The sequence below is a fragment of the Flavobacterium sp. FlaQc-57 genome (assembly GCF_044007395.1).
Lineage (GTDB): Bacteria > Bacteroidota > Bacteroidia > Flavobacteriales > Flavobacteriaceae > Flavobacterium.
This window is the reverse complement of sequence record NZ_JBIPDA010000007.1, coordinates 96240-112453: the sequence shown is the minus strand read 5'-3', so window position 1 is coordinate 112453 and position 16214 is coordinate 96240. Positions and strand designations below refer to the sequence as shown.

Sequence of the window (16214 nt, the reverse complement as noted above, 5' to 3'; positions counted from 1 at the left end):
GAGAATATTAAATTTTCTTATTCGTAATATTTTCAATTATATTTGTTCAACCAAAAACAAATACCAAAAAATGAAACAACTTTTATTGCTTTTCAGTGCTTTTTCTTTATTGCTTACATCGTGTTCCAGCGATGACAATTCTTCTTCTGAAGATAAATCTATCCTGCCTAAAACAATTTCTTATATTTATCCGTCAGTAAATTTGGGGACAAATACTAAAAATACTTTGACTTATGACGGAAACAAAATACTAAGCAGTATTTCATTAAATTCAAAAGTAATTTTTACATATACAGGAAATGTTATTGCCAAACAGCAGTTATTTGATGTTGATTCCAAAGGCTTAGAAACTAAAGATATGGAAGCTGAATATACTTATGAAAACGGGAAATTAAAAACCAGAGTTACAAGAGAATATTTTACTGCTAAATATCCTAACGGACAAAATATTGGCAAAACAATTTATACTCATGTTTCTAATAATTCGATTTCATATATAGATTACTTGGTTAATCCGGATACTAAAATAGAAACAAAAATCAGTGAAGGAACTTTTACTTATAAAGACGGTAATCTTATTGAAGATAAGAATATTAGAGGAGTTGTAACATCGACAAGAACTTATGAATATGACACTAAAAATAATCCTCTTAAAAATATTTTGGGTTTAGATTTGTTATTAAAAGAAACAGAAATTGCTAGTAACAACATATTGAAAATTAAAAGAGTAGACAGCGATTTACCGAATCCAGCGATTTATTTAACAAATTACATTTATAATGATAAAGGTTTCCCAACAAAACAAACATCATTAACGGGTGACGGAAAATCAATAGAGTATGAAATAGAATATACTTATTAAGGAATCAAAATTTGAAATTATATCAAAAACCAAATACTTCTGTATTTGGTTTTTTTATTGGCGAAAATTGGTGAAATTCGTACTTAAATTAAATTCCATGCAATTCAGAACTCAAATTCCAATTTCTAAAACCAATAATCCAATTGATTATAATTCGAAGATAATTTCTATTGGTTCTTGTTTTGCAGAAAATATGGCCGAGAAGTTTGATTATTTTAAGTTTCAGAGCGAGACGAATCCGTTTGGAATTATTTTCAATCCCGTTTCTATCGAGACCGTTATTAAGAGAGTTGTTCAGCAGGAATTTTATACAGAGAAAGATGTTTTCTTTTATAACGAACGCTGGCACAGTTATGAAGTACATTCAGACTTAAGTAATTCGGATAGACAAGAGTTACTGGAAACCTTAAATAAAGCACTTTCAGAAACCTACAAACAATTAACCGCGGCGACTCACATTATTATTACCTATGGAACTTCGTGGGTTTATAGAAATTTAGAAAGTGATCAAATTGTGGCCAATTGTCATAAAGTACCGCAAAAGCAATTTTCAAAAGAATTATTATCAGTTGATGCAATTCAGAAAAGCATTCAAAATACCATTGAATTGATTCATACATTAAATCCGGAGATCAATTTCATTTTCACCATTTCGCCTGTACGTCATATAAAAGATGGTTTTGTAGAAAATCAATTAAGTAAATCGCATTTGTTTACTGCAGTGCACACAGTTCTAAAAAATCATAATTTGCAACTTATAACGCATAACTATTTTCCGTCTTACGAAATCATGATAGATGAACTTCGTGATTATCGTTTTTATAGTGAAGATATGTTACATCCAAATCAAGTTGCAATTGATTATATCTGGAATAGATTCAGTGAGAATTCCATTGCTGAAAATAGTGTTGCTACAATGCAGGAAATCTCAGAAATTCAAAAAAGTCTGCGTCATCGAAGTTTTAATCCGGAGTCAGAGCAGCATCAGAAATTCTTAGCCAAACTTCGTCAAAAAATGAATCTTTTAGAAACGAAGCTTCCGCATATCAGTTTTTAAATTAAGTAAGAAAATATTTATATATAAATAAAATTATAGAATAATTGACCTCAATTGTATAAAATTTTGAGGTATATTTTTTACAATTTTGTAAATTGTATAAGACTACAATTTTTGTAACGCAATTGTCTAAACGTGTTTTATAACGTATGAATAAGAAACCAATTTATTTTCTAAAAAAAGCACTACGTATACTACTTTGGTGCGTGGTTTCGATTATTGCACTTTTACTACTTCTTATTATTTTAATTCAGATTCCGTCAGTTCAGAATTTCGCTAAAGACAAAGCGATTAACTATCTGCAGGGTAAAATTAAAACCAAAGTTTCGTTAGATCATATCTCTATTAAATTTCCAAAAGACATAGTTTTAGAGGGTTTTTATTTTGAAGATCAAAAGAAAGATACTTTATTGGCCGGTAAACGTTTAGAGCTCGATGTTGATTTGTTTAAATTGGTAAGCAGTGAACTCGAAATCAATTCAGTTTCATTAGAAAATGTCAAAGCAAATATTTCCAGGAATAAAGACGGAGTTTTCAATTTTGATTACATCATAAAAGCTTTCGAATCTAAAGAACCCAAAGTTGAAGATCCGGATAGTAAACCATTTAAAATATCAGTTGTAAAAATAGATCTCGAAAATGTCAATTTTAATTTTAAAGACGATTTATCTAAAAACGATATTCGTGTAAAGCTTTCTAATTTCGACACCAAATTCAAGAAATTTGATTTGGATAAAATGGATTTTGATATTCCGAATATAAATTTGAATGGACTAAAAGTTGTTTTGAATCAAGACGTTGTTGAAAAAATAGCCGAAGTTTCAGTAAAAACTGCCGATACTATTTCTAAAAGAAATGACTTCAATTTGAAATTGGGAAAAATAAGTCTTTCAAAAATTGATATTGCTTATGACAACAAAGATTCAAAATTAGATTCAGGAATAAAACTGGGTAATCTGAATTTATCATTCAATACAATAGACCTTAATAATCAGCTTGTAGATTTAGAAACTTTCGAAATAAATGATTTAAAAGGAAATCTTCGTTTAGGAACAAAAGACAAACAAATTCAAACTCCAAATTTAGATACAACGGCAATAAAACAAGCAGGTTGGAAAGTGAAATTGGCTGATATTAGCTTAGAAAATATCGCGTTCAAATTTGATGATATGCAATCGAAACCTATTTTAAAAGGTATCGATTACAGTCATATGGATTTGGACAAAATCAATTTTAAAGCTGAAAAGTTATATTACGGTAATGATACCATTTCTGGAAATATAAAAGCTTTGACTGCAAATGATAAAAGTGGATTACAGATTCAGTCTTTCAAAACCAATTTCTTTTATGGGCCTAAAAATGCTTATTTGAATGATTTGTATTTGAAAACTCCTCAGACATTACTTCAAGATAAAGTAAAAGTTGCCTATCCGTCTATTGCAGCAGTTTCTAAAAATATTGAAAAACTTTCTTTAGACGCCAGTTTAAAGCAATCGAAAATTGGATTTAAAGACATATTATTATTTGTGCCGGATTTGCAAAAAACAAATCCTTTTAAGAGTAATCCAAATGCCGTTTTGTATTTGAATACACGCGTGAGCGGAAAAGTTAATGACCTAAACATTCCGCAATTCGAGATGAGCGGAATAGGAACAACAAAAGTTTCTCTTTCGGGAAAAATAAAAGGCTTGCCTGATGCGCAAAAAGCGTATTACGATTTAGATATTAAAAAACTATCGAGCACATCAAAAGACATTTATTCGTTTGTACCAGCAGGAACAATTCCTAAGAATATTCAGTTGCCTTCGCAGTTGAGTTTGCAAGGAAAATTCAAAGGTTCAGTACAGAGTTTTGACACTAATTTAATCTTAAGCAGTAGTTTTGGAAATGCAAAAGTCGATGGTTTATTTGATCAGCGCGTTAAAAACAAAGAAAGATATGACGCGACCGTTTATTTATTAAATTTCGATTTAGGGCGATTAATCAAAAATGATTCAATTGGAAAAATTACGCTTAAAGCGAAAGTAAAAGGTAAAGGTTTAGACCCGAAAACGGCGCAGGCAGAATTTGACGGATTGGTTCAGAAAGCCGTATTTAATAAATACACGTATAAAGATTTAGCATTAAAAGGAAATATAGCAAACGGATCATTCGCTGTTAAATCAGGAATGAAAGACCCTAATTTGCATTTTGATTTAGTAGCCAGCGGAGATACAAAAGACAAATACCCAACCATACAATTAAAACTAAATCTGGATATTGCTGATCTGGAAAAACTAAATCTGCATGCAGGTCCAATGAAACTGCGAGGAAATGTAGACGCTGATATTGCAAATAGTAATCCTGATTTTTTAAACGGAAAAGTATTTCTTTCAAATATTCAGGTTTCGCAAGGTGCTGAACCAATTGTTTTAGACTCGATGAGTATAATTGCATTTGCAGATAACAACCGAAATAATATCAAAATTACTTCTCAATTCTTAAAAGCAGAAGTTGATGGAAAATACAAACTGACAACATTAACGGCCGCAATAAAAAAATCGTTGTCAAAATACATGGACTTAAAAAATCCGAAAGTAAACGGAGAATCAGATGAGCAACGATTGGCTTTTACATTAAAAATAGACAACGATCCGCTGCTTTTTAAACTGGTTCCAAAATTGACAAGTTTAGAGCCTGTCATTATTACGGGAAAATACAATAATGTAGCCGATTCTTTAGAAATAAAAGGAACGATTCCGAAAGTAGTTTATGCAGGAAATACAGTTTCAGATGGTAAAATAAACATAGAGGGAAAAGAGAATGCTTTAGAATATCAGGTTTCTATCGCTCCTATAGAAAGTGGTGATTTTAAAATTCCTTTTGCAGGTTTATCGGGTAAAATTGAGAACAATATCCTTTCATACGCTTTACAAGTAAAAGATAAAGAACAAAAAGAACAGTATTTTATTAAAGGAGAATTGTTGCATGAAAATGCTAAAAACACCTTGAAATTTGATTCGGATAATTTTGTTCTAAATTATGATAAATGGAATTTGAATCCGGAAAATTGTATTGAATTTGATGATAAAAGGCTGTATGTTAATAGATTTTATTTAGAAAATTCAGGTAACGAACTTAGAGTTCAATCTCAAAACGAAGGAAATGATTCGCCGTTGAAAATCGATTTTGTTAATTTCAAAATTGAGACGATAATGAACTTAGTCAAAAAAGACGAGCTTTTAATGCAAGGTTTGATAAACGGTACAGCTTTGGTTGAAAATATTATGACTAAACCAATATTTACCTCTGATATAAAAGTAGAAGGTTTTGCTTTTAAAGGGGAGCCGGTTGGTGATATTACGGTGAAAGTTGACAATAAAACAGCAAATTTATTAGCAGCAAATGTCACGCTTAGCGGAGAAGAAAACGACGTAAATCTTACGGGTACTTATAAAATTGACGATGAGAATCTTGATTTTAACTTAGATGTAAACAAACTAACAATCAAGAGTATTCAAGGTTTCAGTATGGGCAATCTTACTGAAGGAAAAGGATTTTTAGCAGGAAATTTCAAAATTACAGGTAATGCAGCCGCGCCAAAAGTTAACGGCGAATTGGATTTTAAAGATACTGGTTTCAGAGTAACAAAATTCAATTCTTATTTTAAGACAGTAGATGAAAAAATAACGCTTCAGAACGACGTAATTACATTTGATAAATTTACTTTTCACGATGAAAATGATAATGAACTGACGATAAACGGAACAATAAAATCGGCTGATTATAGCAATTTTGATTTTGGTCTAACGATAGTTGCAGATGATTTTAGAGCAATACATTCTAAAGAAGTAGACAACGATTTGTTTTATGGAGATTTGATTTTAGATACTAAACTGAATATCAAAGGAACACTTGAAAATCCAATCGTTGGAGGAACCATAAAAATAAATGGCGACACCAAATTTACGGTTGTTTTACCACAATCAGATCCGTCGATTGCAGACAGAGAAGGAATTGTAGAGTTTGTAGACGAAGATAATATACAACTGAAACAAACTGTTGCGATGGAAAACAAGCTCAACCAATCGCAATTGATTGGTATGGATGTGAGCGTTGCGATTTCGATTGATAAAAAAGCAGAACTTACCTTAGTTATCGATAAAGGAAATGGAGATTACTTGAATCTTAAAGGTGAAGCGGAACTTATTGGAGGAATTGACCCATCTGGAAAAACTACTTTAACAGGTAAATATGAGTTTTCAGATGGGGCGTATGAGATGAATTTTAATATGATTCGCCGAAAATTTGATATTCAAAAAGGAAGTTACATTATTTGGAATGGAGAACCTACAATGGCCAATTTGAATATTACTGCAATTTATAAAGTAAATACAGCGCCAATTGACTTATTAGGAAATCAATTGGGAACTATGTCTCCGGCTCAAAAAAATACATACAAACAGAAAATTCCTTTTCAGACACATTTGAAAATGAATGGTGAATTGTTAAAACCGGAAATTACTTTTGATATTGTACTTCCGGAAGGTAATTACGATGTTTCGTCTGCTATTGTAGACATGTCCCGAACAAAATTAGAACAACTGAGACAAGAGCCTGCCGAATTAAACAAACAGGTATTTGCGCTTTTATTGTTGAATAGATTTATTGGTGAAAATCCGTTTGCAAGTGAAAGTGGCGGAACGAGTGCCGAATCATTAGCAAGACAGAGTGTGAGCAAAATACTTTCGCAACAATTGAATGATTTGGCTGGAGAATTAATTTCAGGAGTTCAATTAGAATTTGATCTTGAATCTACAGAAGATTATACTTCAGGAGCTAAGGAAAACAGAACAGATTTGAATGTTGGTGTTTCTAAAAAGCTCTTAAATGACCGACTAAAAGTTACAGTTGGGAGTAGTTTTGCAGTTGAAGGCCAAGAGCGTGCAAATGAACAAAGTACAAACATCGCCGGCGATGTTGCATTAGATTATCAGCTTACTAAAGACGGGCGCTATATGGTTCGTGCTTACAGAAAAAATGAATATCAGGTTGCGGTAGAAGGTCAGGTTGTCGAAACTGGAGTTGCTTTTATTATCACTATGAGTTACAATAAATTCCGTGAACTTTTTCATCGTAGTGCAGCAGAAAAAGAGATGATTAAAGAAGAGAAACTCCGCAAGGAAAAAAACAAACTCAAAGAAAAAGAAGATAAGGAAAAAGAGGAAAATAAAATAGAGGGAAATGAGCAAAAAACATAGCAATATGAAAACGAAATATATCAGATGTTTTATGGTGCTGTCCTTACTTTTTGTTTTTGGATGCAGTAATACAAAATATTTACCTAAAGGTGATTTATTGTACACAGGCGGTTCTGTGACAATAAAGGACTCCGTTATTAATAAGAAAGAAAAAAAAGAATTAGAAAACGAACTTGAAGGTTTGTTGCGCCCTTTGCCTAATAAACAATTTTTAGGATTGCGTCCTAAATTATGGTTTTATAATATTGCCGGAGAACCCAAAAAGCAAAAAGGAATTAGATATTGGCTGCGTAATAAAGTGGGCGAAGCACCGGTACTTTTTAGTAAAGTCGATTTAGATTATAATGCTTCTGTTTTGCGAAATTATGCTGAAAACAAAGGATATTTTAAAACTCGCGTAAGTTCTGATTCAACCGTCAACAGCAAAAGGGTAACCGCAGAATATACCGTAGAACCTAAAAAACAATATAAAATTAAGAGTGTAACTTTTCCTGATGACTCATTGGCAATGTCAAGAATAATTGGGCGATCAAGTCGTAGAAGTTTATTAAAAGTGGGTAAGCCATATGATTTGGATGTCATAAAAGCCGAACGCGAGCGAATAGATGCCAGACTAAAAGAAAGAGGATATTATTATTTTAATCCTGATTATATTTTGGCGCAGGTAGACAGTAGTAAAGGCGATTATGAAGTAAAAATTAGATTGGTAATAAAAGCCGATACACCGGCAAAAGCACTTACTTCTTACAAGATCAACAAAATAGTTGTGTATCCTAATTTTACGATTTCAAAAGATAGCGTAAAGTATAAAAAAGAAGATATTGTTCAATACAAGGATTTTACGATTATAGATACAGCAAATACTTTTAAACCAAGAGTTTTTGATCGTGCCATTTATTTTAAAAAAGGAGATCTTTACAACCGAAAAGACCACAATTTAACCTTAAACCGATTTGTAAATCTCGGTACTTTTAGTTTTGTGAAAAATGAGTTTAAAACATCAGACAGTTTGCCAAACACATTAGACAGTTATTATTATTTAACCCTTTTGCCTAAAAAGTTTATTCGTGTTGAGGTTTTGGGAAAAACGAACTCAGCGAGTTACACAGGTTCAGAAATTAATGTAAACTGGAACAACCGAAATTTATTTGGTGGCGCTGAATTACTAACAGTTTCCATTTTTGGTGGTGCCGATTTTCAGCTTTCAGGAGCAAATAGTGGAAAAAACATTTATAAGCTAGGTACAGAAACCAGTTTGACCTGGCCAAGATTTGTTACGCCGTTTCATATTGAAGGCTCAAGTGAGTATGTGCCGAGAACAAAGGCGACATTGCGATACGAATATCAAAATAGAACACAATTGTATGCCTTAAATTCTTTTCAGACTTCTTTTGGTTATTTGTGGAAAGAAAACATTCGAAAAGAACATCAGTTAAATGTAATTGATGTTACTTATGTAAGTCCAAACCATGTAACAGCAGAGTATTTAGAAGATATAAAAGAAGACGAATCATTGGGTAAAGTAATTGAGAAACAATTGATATTTGGTCCAACGTATAACTTCACATATACTAACACAATGCAGAAGCGTAAAAAAAATACGTTTTATTTTAGTGGTGATTTAGATTTGGCCGGAAATATAACAGGTTTGGTTACAGGCGCAAACGTCAAAAAGAACGACACCATAAAAATATTTGATGTTCCGTTTAGTCAATATGTAAAAATGAGAGGTGATTTTAGACATTATTTAAAACTTACAAAAAATAGTGAACTAGCCAGTAGAATCATATTAGGAATTGGACTTCCTTACGGAAATTCTGGGGCGTTACCAACATCGAAGCAGTTTGTAGTAGGAGGAACCAACAGTATTCGTGCCTTTAGAGCGAGATCAATTGGACCTGGAAGTTATATAAATACCACGACAAGTAATTCATTTTTGCCAGATCAATCGGGAGATTTAAAATTGGAATTTAGTACAGAATACAGAGCAAAATTGTTTAGTATTGTCCGCGGAGCAATATTTGTCGATGCAGGAAATATTTGGCTTTTAAATGCCGATAAGGATAAACCTGGTGGAGAAATCAGTAAAGATTTTATGAAAGATATTGCTGTAGGAGCGGGAGCGGGTTTACGTTTCGATTTGTCATTTTTTGTTCTAAGAACCGATTTAGCATTTCCACTTAGAAAACCGTATTTGCCTCAAGGAGATCGATGGGTAATCGATGATATTAACTTTGGAAGTGGCCCGTGGCGAAAAGAAAATCTGATACTTAATATTGCAATCGGATATCCTTTTTAAAGTATTTTTTTGATAAATTTTTTGCCACAAATTTCACGAATTTTAATCCGTATTATTAATAAATTATAGACAAAGCATTAGTGAAAATTAGTGAAATTCATGGCAAAAGAAAAAATAATTCATGACGAAAAAGAATAAAAAAAGAAGTAAATTCGTCTAAACAATTTAATAGAATGCAAAACTTAGTCAAAAGAATTATAGGAATCGGTGTTATCGTTTTAGTCATTGTTTTGGCTTTCAAATATTGCGAGTTTAAAAAAGCCGACGATTCTACAATTGATTATAATACCAATTTAATTCAGCAGCAAATCTTGAACGTGGGTAAACTGGTAGTTACCGAAGGACATTTTTCAGAAGTTATAACCTATAAAAATCAGCAGAAATATTTGATGGATATGGTTTCTTTTGAGAAGAAAGCACTTGTTGTAGTGAATGCAAATGTTACAGTTGCATACGATTTACATAAGATCAAATATGATATTGACGAAAAAAATAAAACAATCACGATTTTAAATATTCCAAAAGAAGAAATTACAATCAACCCGGATATTCAGTTTTATGATGTAGAACAAAGTAAACTAAACCCTTTTACGGGAGATGATTACAATAAGATCAATAAATCTGTAAAAGCAAATCTGGCCAAAAAAATTGAAAATTCTACTCTTAAAACAAACGCACAAAATAGATTAATTAGTGAATTGTCTAAGATTTTAATCCTGACAAACTCAATGGGATGGAAGTTGCAATACAACGGAAAAACGATTGAATCTGAGAAAGAATTGAACCAGGATTTGAAGTTGTAGAGGAGAGGTTCAAAGGCTCAGAGTTGCAAAGGTTCAGAGTTGCAAAGGTTCAGAGGTTTAAAGGTTTTTTCGTAAACTTGTCATTTCGAGGAACGAGAAATCACACAAGAAATTCCATGTAGTACGTCGCCAATCTTTGTCGAGTTACTAGTGTGATTTCTCGTTGCTCGAAATGACAAACTATAGTTTTAGCATTTCTCTTTATCAAAAATCAAATCCAATCCTCCGGCTATTAAATGTGCTACTTCAGGACGTTTTAATTTCAACTGGTCGAGATAAACCAAGACTTCCTGTAAAAGTTGTTTTTCATCAGAATCTTTCAAAAGTTCTGCAATTTCAACTGCCAGTAGCCAGTCGTTAGAATGGTTATTTTGAAGTTTTTCAAATACATTTTTTAATTCGGCTTTTGAATCTTTATTATCTCTAATTAGTCGAACTGTTTGATAAAGAACTTCTAAATCATCACGTTCGTCTGAATGTTTTGCTTTGATCGTAGTAGTTTTCGGAACCGTATTTATAAGATCAAAACTATTCACATCGGCTGGACCGGAAAAAGCCGAAACAACTTTTTTACCAATTGCCATATCGTAATTTCCCCATTCAGGCTGAAACAAAATCGTTTCGCCATGAGTAACAGTACAATTTCTAAAACTGATTAGGATAATCTCTCCGTGTAAGTTTCTGGAACCTGTAATAATTTCACCTTCAACAATAATATTGCCTTCAAACTCCAATTTTACAGTTTCGTTTTCTACGATACTATAGGCTTGTAAATCTTTTGGACTCATATCTTCAATGGCTAAATTAAAGCCTTTCAGTTTCCCAATCGGACTTCCAAATCCGTGTGGATGAGTTAAAGTTCCGTGGCCAACTAATTCTTTTTCACGATAGGATAAAGCCGTTTTTCCTGTGGTTTGAATGTAAATTGGTTTTCCTTCTTCTTCCAAAGCATTGGTAAAAACTCCGGAGATTTGTAAACCCGTGCTCAATTCAATCGTTCCTAAAGCATTAGAATGAATTAATTTTTGAATTCCTGAAAGCCCTCCGGTTCTTAAAGCCATTTTATTAGCAAATTCTTCTAAAATCAAACTCAAATAAGAAAAATTAGGAGTAACATAAAGTTGAGGCTGTAACTGCGTAATATCAAAATTTTGATTGGCAGCGGAGATATCATAAGGGATTTTCTTTACATTATCTGTCATACACCAAGCGCTTTCTCCGATAGAAGAAAGTAATCCGGCACCGTATATTTTAGGATCTTCAATCGTTCCAATCAAGCCATATTCAACCGTCCACCAATGTAGATTTCGAATTTGAGCCATTTCGGACAATTCACCCATATTATTTTGTAAATCGGCAACCGCTTTTTCAGCATCATCAATTTTTTCCTGAGGTGTATCTTCAGCTTCTTTCAAAATAGAAAGTAAACGAATTGCTTCATACATCTGATAATCTTTATGAGATGAAATCGCTTTACAGCCAATTTCTCCAAAACGGCGCAAATATTCAGCATATTCAGGATTTGCAATAATAGGAGCGTGGCCGGCGCCTTCGTGAATAATATCCGGAGCAGGAGTATATTCAATATGTTCTAATTGACGAATATCTGACGCAATTACCAAAACATTGTAAGCCTGAAACTCCATAAATGCATTTGGCGGAATAAATCCGTCAACGGCAACTGCAGCCCAGCCAATTTCAGTCAAAATTCGATTCATCCCGTACATACTCGGAATAGAATCAACCTCGATTCCTGTTTTGCGTAAACCATCTAAGTATGAACTATGCGCAACTTTTGATAAATAATCTACATTTTTGCGCATTACGTAGCGCCAAACCGCCTGATTTATTGGCGTGTAATCGCTATAATCCTGTGGCTTAATAAATTGCTTTAAATGCTTTGGCAATCGTTCTAATAACGGATTTGTTTCAATAGTTGGGTTCATTTCGAAAACGTTGTAGATTAGAATGTAAAATTACGAATTTACAGCACGATTTTTTATCGTTTATCGCAAAATTTTTAATCAAAAGAATGTTTTATTGAGTTTTTCGTGAGTTTTGTTTTTTATCAAAAAGCATTTAGCTTAAAGTTTAATTATTTTAAAATAATATCATAATAAGATTTTTATTACTTTTTTGTAAAAATATTTATATATTGCTGTAGTTTAAAATGAGAATTAACTTATAAAAAAAATTATGGCTAATAAACATGTTGTAGTACAAGGAGCAACTTTAGAATGTGAATTTAGTGTTGCGCCAATAACGGATATCTTAAAAGTTTTGACAAATTCAAAGCATTATGCAAATGATCATGAAGCCGAAAATAAGCTTATTGCCACTACTAAAGAAATTGGTCAGATTTTGGAGAACAATACATTTGGCAAATGTAAAAAACAACCATCGGGAAATGATTATTTGCCTTGCACAGCACAAATTATAAAATGGAGTAATTTTTATGAAAAAGTAACTTTATCTAATAAAGGCAAAATGTTACTCGAAGATAGTAAAGCTACTTGCCCAATGGGAGCGCCAGATTGTATTAGTATTGTAAAACATGGACAGAAGGCAGAACTTACCAAAATTCATGTTATGAAAGCTAATCCAATCCTGATGAATCAAATAAATCCATTGTTGGATATGGGAGCATTTCAAAACAAGTTAAACGGAATACCAGAAGTTGAAAAATAATAATTATGAGTTTTTATATAAAAGGAGAAATAAGACCATTTCTTGGAAAAAATGTCTATAAACTAATGTCGACAAGTGCCCCTCAAGCAAAGAAAAAAATAGAACTTTATATTGATCCTGATGTAGATACAACACAAAAAGCAGATCCCTCAAAGATTGTAAAACAGCGTTGGACATTATATAAAAGAGGAGAACGTTTTTTTGATTTAGGTAATGATGGAGGTGTTACATTTAACCAAGCAAGTTTAGGAGTAACGTATAAAATAGAAGTAATTTTTACAGATGCTTTTGGCGTATCAGGCAGTGCGTCTCTCGAAATTATACCTGTTGCAGGTAAACCAAGTATTCAAAATCTTAAATGGCAGGATCAATATTATGAAGATCTAAACGGAAGACCAATTGCTTATCTTGATAATGTGCGATTGTTTATTCATACGCTTAACATTCCTATTGGTGATACACTACAAGTAACCATTTGGGAAGATGAAGGTTTAGACGGGCATGACAAGAAATCCAGAAACATGGGGACCTATACTACAACCCGTGTTGACAAATATGGAAAAGCAGAGCTCTATTTTACCAATATAAAACTATATCAAAAAATACTTAATGATCAGGATTATGTAAATGAAGATATGCATGAGTTTTATGCCGAAGTAAAATACAACGGCAAAATGGATGTTATCGAAGATAAAATACAGCTTAAGGTTTTTAACAGTTTAGTAAAAAGAATAGAACAGCCTAAGAGTAATAGTGTTCTGAAAGTATCTATTCCGGATAAACAAAAGAAACCCGAAAATAAAAAAGGAGTAAAAGTAAACATAAATTTATTTTTTGATGGCACATTGAATAACGGTAATAATACGGATGCCAGATTAGCTTATAATAAAAAGAAAAAAGGAATTGCATTAAGTCCTGAGGAATCAAAAGCAGCTGAGGCATACAGAAAAAATCATGAAGACGGCAGTAGTTACGAAAATTATTACTCGAACATAGCCATTATGCACCAAATGAATCTCGCCGATAATGCAAAGAGAGAAATAAAGGTATACATAGAAGGCGAAGGAACCGAAGACTATAAAGGTGATGATACTGATGGATATGCTTTTGGCAGTGGTAAAACAGGTATTCCTGCCAAAGTGAATATCGCTTTTTTGAAAATTAAAAAGAATATTGAAAATATTCAAGATAACAAATATATAGAAAAAGATGAGTTTATAAACGAAATAGAATTAACGGTATTTGGTTTTAGTCGTGGCGCCGCAGCGGCACGACATTTTATCGCGCTCAAATACAAAGTACAGGATGAATACAATATAGAATCAGCTAAGTTTTCTATAAAATTTGTGGGGTTGTTCGATACAGTATCTTCTTATCATGATGCCCATAGTTTAATAACCGGAGCAGCAAATAAAAATTTTGATAACGATGTAGACGAACTCAAACTAAAAATGGAAGGTGTAAAAAAAGTATTCCATCTTACCGCTGCCGATGAGTATCGAGAAAACTTTTCGCTTACTACCATAGAACATTCAATTGCTGCAGGAGTAGGTTTTGAATTAGAAATTCCTGGTGCGCATAGTGATGTAGGCGGAGGTTATGGTGAGATGGAAAATGAAACAAGATATTTTAGTGATGAACCTGATTTTAAAAATATCCAACAAGTTTTACTCGAGCAAGGATGGTACACACCACAACAGCTTAATTACCCAATGAGAAATGAACAAGCAGGAAAACCTTATGGAGGTACACGCGTAGGAATCCCAAACAGTTATCAATATGTAGCATTGGCTATTATGGTAAAAATGGCAGAGAAATATGGTTTAAAGTTTAATAAAACATTAATGGTTGGAGATAAAAAAGCGACCTATAAAGTTCCTGATGATTTAAACTTCGTAAAAGAAAATTTATTGAGTTTTGCTTTAAAAAATGATGGAGCACGCAGTATAAAAGCGACCATACATGAAGAATATTTAAAACCTATCCGTAATAAATACCTACATCGCTCAACTTCAAAAGCTATAGGAAAAGGAGGGCGATACCTAGACGGCAAGCCTTACAGACAACCAATAAAAGGTTAGAAAAAATGAAAAAATGTAGTAAGATAATAATAATGCTAATGCTCTTCGTAATTGTTTTGAGCTGCAAAAAAAACGAAAAAGATATGTTTGTTAAAATAGAAAAATTTGAATGGAGTCCAGAAGTAAGTGCTGATGTTGCCTACCCGATGGAAGTAATTTTTGGTAGTTTTGCACTTTCAGATGGTAATAGCGTCCGGATACCTAGCGGAGAATTTCTTCAAGGAGACTGGCGCTCTAGCAGTAGTTCTTATGCCGTAGGGGAGGAAAGGAAAAAAGTGCCAGAGAAAATTGTACTAAGATGGTTTTCTTATGCCGAGAATAAGTTTTATTTAGGAGATTTTGAGTTACCACAAAAAAAGCTATACGACATCTTTAAAAAGGATTATGGAACTTCTTTTTATCCCAGTGGTAATGAATATAAAAAAGCCTACTATATCTTAACGGTCGGGATAGCACCAAAAGGCATGATAACAGTCTGGATAGGTGGTAGTGCAGGCAATATAGAAATAGGCAGTTACCAGGCGCATGAAGTTTATGATGAAGACTGGAACGATTTTAGCAAAAACCCTGACCGCAAAAACGTTATGAAATCTTATTATGATGATTTTTTACCTTTTGTTCAGAAAGAAATAGACGATAATAAAGTAAACAATACTTATTTTAAGAATCGCCTTAAGCGTTACAATTATACTATCGTAACCAATAATCCAGACTTTAAAATTTACGACTTTGATATTCTTTTTCTTAATGGCGAAGTAATGGAAAAGAGCAATGCTGGCCTTGAGTTTTTGACCGATATTGTAAATGGCAAAGGAGTACCAAACTCGATGGCAATTTTTATTGAAGATCGATTTCGTCACAAGCTCGAAGTTCGAATTTGGGTTGATTTATTAGACGGTAAAACCACAGGTGAAAACGATCATTTGCAAGACCCAATAGAAGAACGGGCATTTAATAATCAGTTAATGGATCGTTTTAAAACTTTTTTTGAAAACAATCAAAATGTTGAGTTGTATATAAAATTTGATAAAGAGATTAAAAAGAGTAATATCAACAAGCCTGTATATTCGGGTAAAGTTTGTTTGAAATCGCCAACAAATGAGTTTGAAATACCAAATTCAAAAGTTGAGGTTTATGATGCGGAATAATTAAATTATTTAAGTTGCTAATTCTCGATTTTTTCC

9 protein-coding genes are annotated in these 16214 nt (G+C 32.6%); 8 read left to right on the top strand and 1 reads right to left on the bottom strand.

Annotated features, from left to right (window positions below):
• Positions 1–70: 70 nt before the first annotated feature.
• The 5 genes from ACHRVZ_RS19445 (at position 71) to ACHRVZ_RS19425 (ending at position 10261) form a co-directional block, all read left to right on the top strand.
• Complete coding sequence (locus ACHRVZ_RS19445; protein ID WP_395424547.1) at positions 71–862, top strand: hypothetical protein; 792 nt, start codon at positions 71–73, stop codon at positions 860–862.
• Between the two features lie 97 nt (positions 863–959).
• The gene (locus ACHRVZ_RS19440; protein ID WP_395424546.1) at positions 960–1919 is read left to right on the top strand and encodes a GSCFA domain-containing protein; all 960 of its coding nucleotides are present in this window, start codon (positions 960–962) and stop codon (positions 1917–1919) included.
• A 149-nt stretch (positions 1920–2068) separates the two neighbouring features.
• On the top strand, positions 2069–7159 hold the full coding sequence (locus tag ACHRVZ_RS19435) for a translocation/assembly module TamB domain-containing protein (protein ID WP_395424544.1): 5091 nt from the start codon (positions 2069–2071) through the stop codon (positions 7157–7159).
• Positions 7143–9458, top strand: a complete 2316-nt coding sequence (locus tag ACHRVZ_RS19430) for a BamA/TamA family outer membrane protein (protein ID WP_395424542.1) — start codon at positions 7143–7145, stop codon at positions 9456–9458. Before ACHRVZ_RS19435 ends, ACHRVZ_RS19430 begins: the two co-directional genes overlap by 17 nt.
• Before the next feature lie 173 nt (positions 9459–9631).
• Positions 9632–10261 (top strand): DUF4230 domain-containing protein, encoded by a 630-nt coding sequence (locus tag ACHRVZ_RS19425; RefSeq protein WP_395424541.1) that lies wholly within the window; start codon positions 9632–9634, stop codon positions 10259–10261.
• A gap of 188 nt (positions 10262–10449) precedes the next feature.
• Here the strand turns inward: ACHRVZ_RS19425 and ACHRVZ_RS19420 are convergent, their stop codons facing one another.
• Positions 10450–12207, bottom strand: a complete 1758-nt coding sequence (locus ACHRVZ_RS19420; RefSeq protein WP_395424539.1) for an aromatic amino acid hydroxylase — start codon at positions 12205–12207, stop codon at positions 10450–10452.
• A gap of 250 nt (positions 12208–12457) precedes the next feature.
• On the opposite strand from ACHRVZ_RS19420, the gene ACHRVZ_RS19415 reads away from it, so the two are divergent.
• The 3 genes from ACHRVZ_RS19415 to ACHRVZ_RS19405 all read left to right on the top strand — a co-directional run bounded on the left by ACHRVZ_RS19415 (position 12458) and on the right by ACHRVZ_RS19405 (position 16178).
• Positions 12458–12949, top strand: a complete 492-nt coding sequence (locus tag ACHRVZ_RS19415; RefSeq protein ID WP_395424538.1) for a DUF4280 domain-containing protein — start codon at positions 12458–12460, stop codon at positions 12947–12949.
• 5 nt (positions 12950–12954) lie between these two features.
• Complete coding sequence (locus ACHRVZ_RS19410) at positions 12955–15030, top strand: phospholipase effector Tle1 domain-containing protein (protein ID WP_395424537.1); 2076 nt, start codon at positions 12955–12957, stop codon at positions 15028–15030.
• Between the two features lie 83 nt (positions 15031–15113).
• The gene (locus tag ACHRVZ_RS19405; protein ID WP_395424536.1) at positions 15114–16178 is read left to right on the top strand and encodes a DUF2931 family protein; all 1065 of its coding nucleotides are present in this window, start codon (positions 15114–15116) and stop codon (positions 16176–16178) included.
• Positions 16179–16214: the final 36 nt, after the last annotated feature.

Coding starts and splice junctions, on each gene's coding strand:
- ACHRVZ_RS19415 (WP_395424538.1), top strand. CDS start 12,458: ATGGCTAATAAACATGTTGTAGTACAAGGAGCAACTTTAGAATGTGAA.
- ACHRVZ_RS19440 (WP_395424546.1), top strand. CDS start 960: ATGCAATTCAGAACTCAAATTCCAATTTCTAAAACCAATAATCCAATT.
- ACHRVZ_RS19435 (WP_395424544.1), top strand. CDS start 2,069: ATGAATAAGAAACCAATTTATTTTCTAAAAAAAGCACTACGTATACTA.
- ACHRVZ_RS19410 (WP_395424537.1), top strand. CDS start 12,955: ATGAGTTTTTATATAAAAGGAGAAATAAGACCATTTCTTGGAAAAAAT.
- ACHRVZ_RS19420 (WP_395424539.1), bottom strand. CDS start 12,207: ATGAACCCAACTATTGAAACAAATCCGTTATTAGAACGATTGCCAAAG.
- ACHRVZ_RS19430 (WP_395424542.1), top strand. CDS start 7,143: ATGAGCAAAAAACATAGCAATATGAAAACGAAATATATCAGATGTTTT.
- ACHRVZ_RS19425 (WP_395424541.1), top strand. CDS start 9,632: ATGCAAAACTTAGTCAAAAGAATTATAGGAATCGGTGTTATCGTTTTA.
- ACHRVZ_RS19405 (WP_395424536.1), top strand. CDS start 15,114: ATGTTTGTTAAAATAGAAAAATTTGAATGGAGTCCAGAAGTAAGTGCT.
- ACHRVZ_RS19445 (WP_395424547.1), top strand. CDS start 71: ATGAAACAACTTTTATTGCTTTTCAGTGCTTTTTCTTTATTGCTTACA.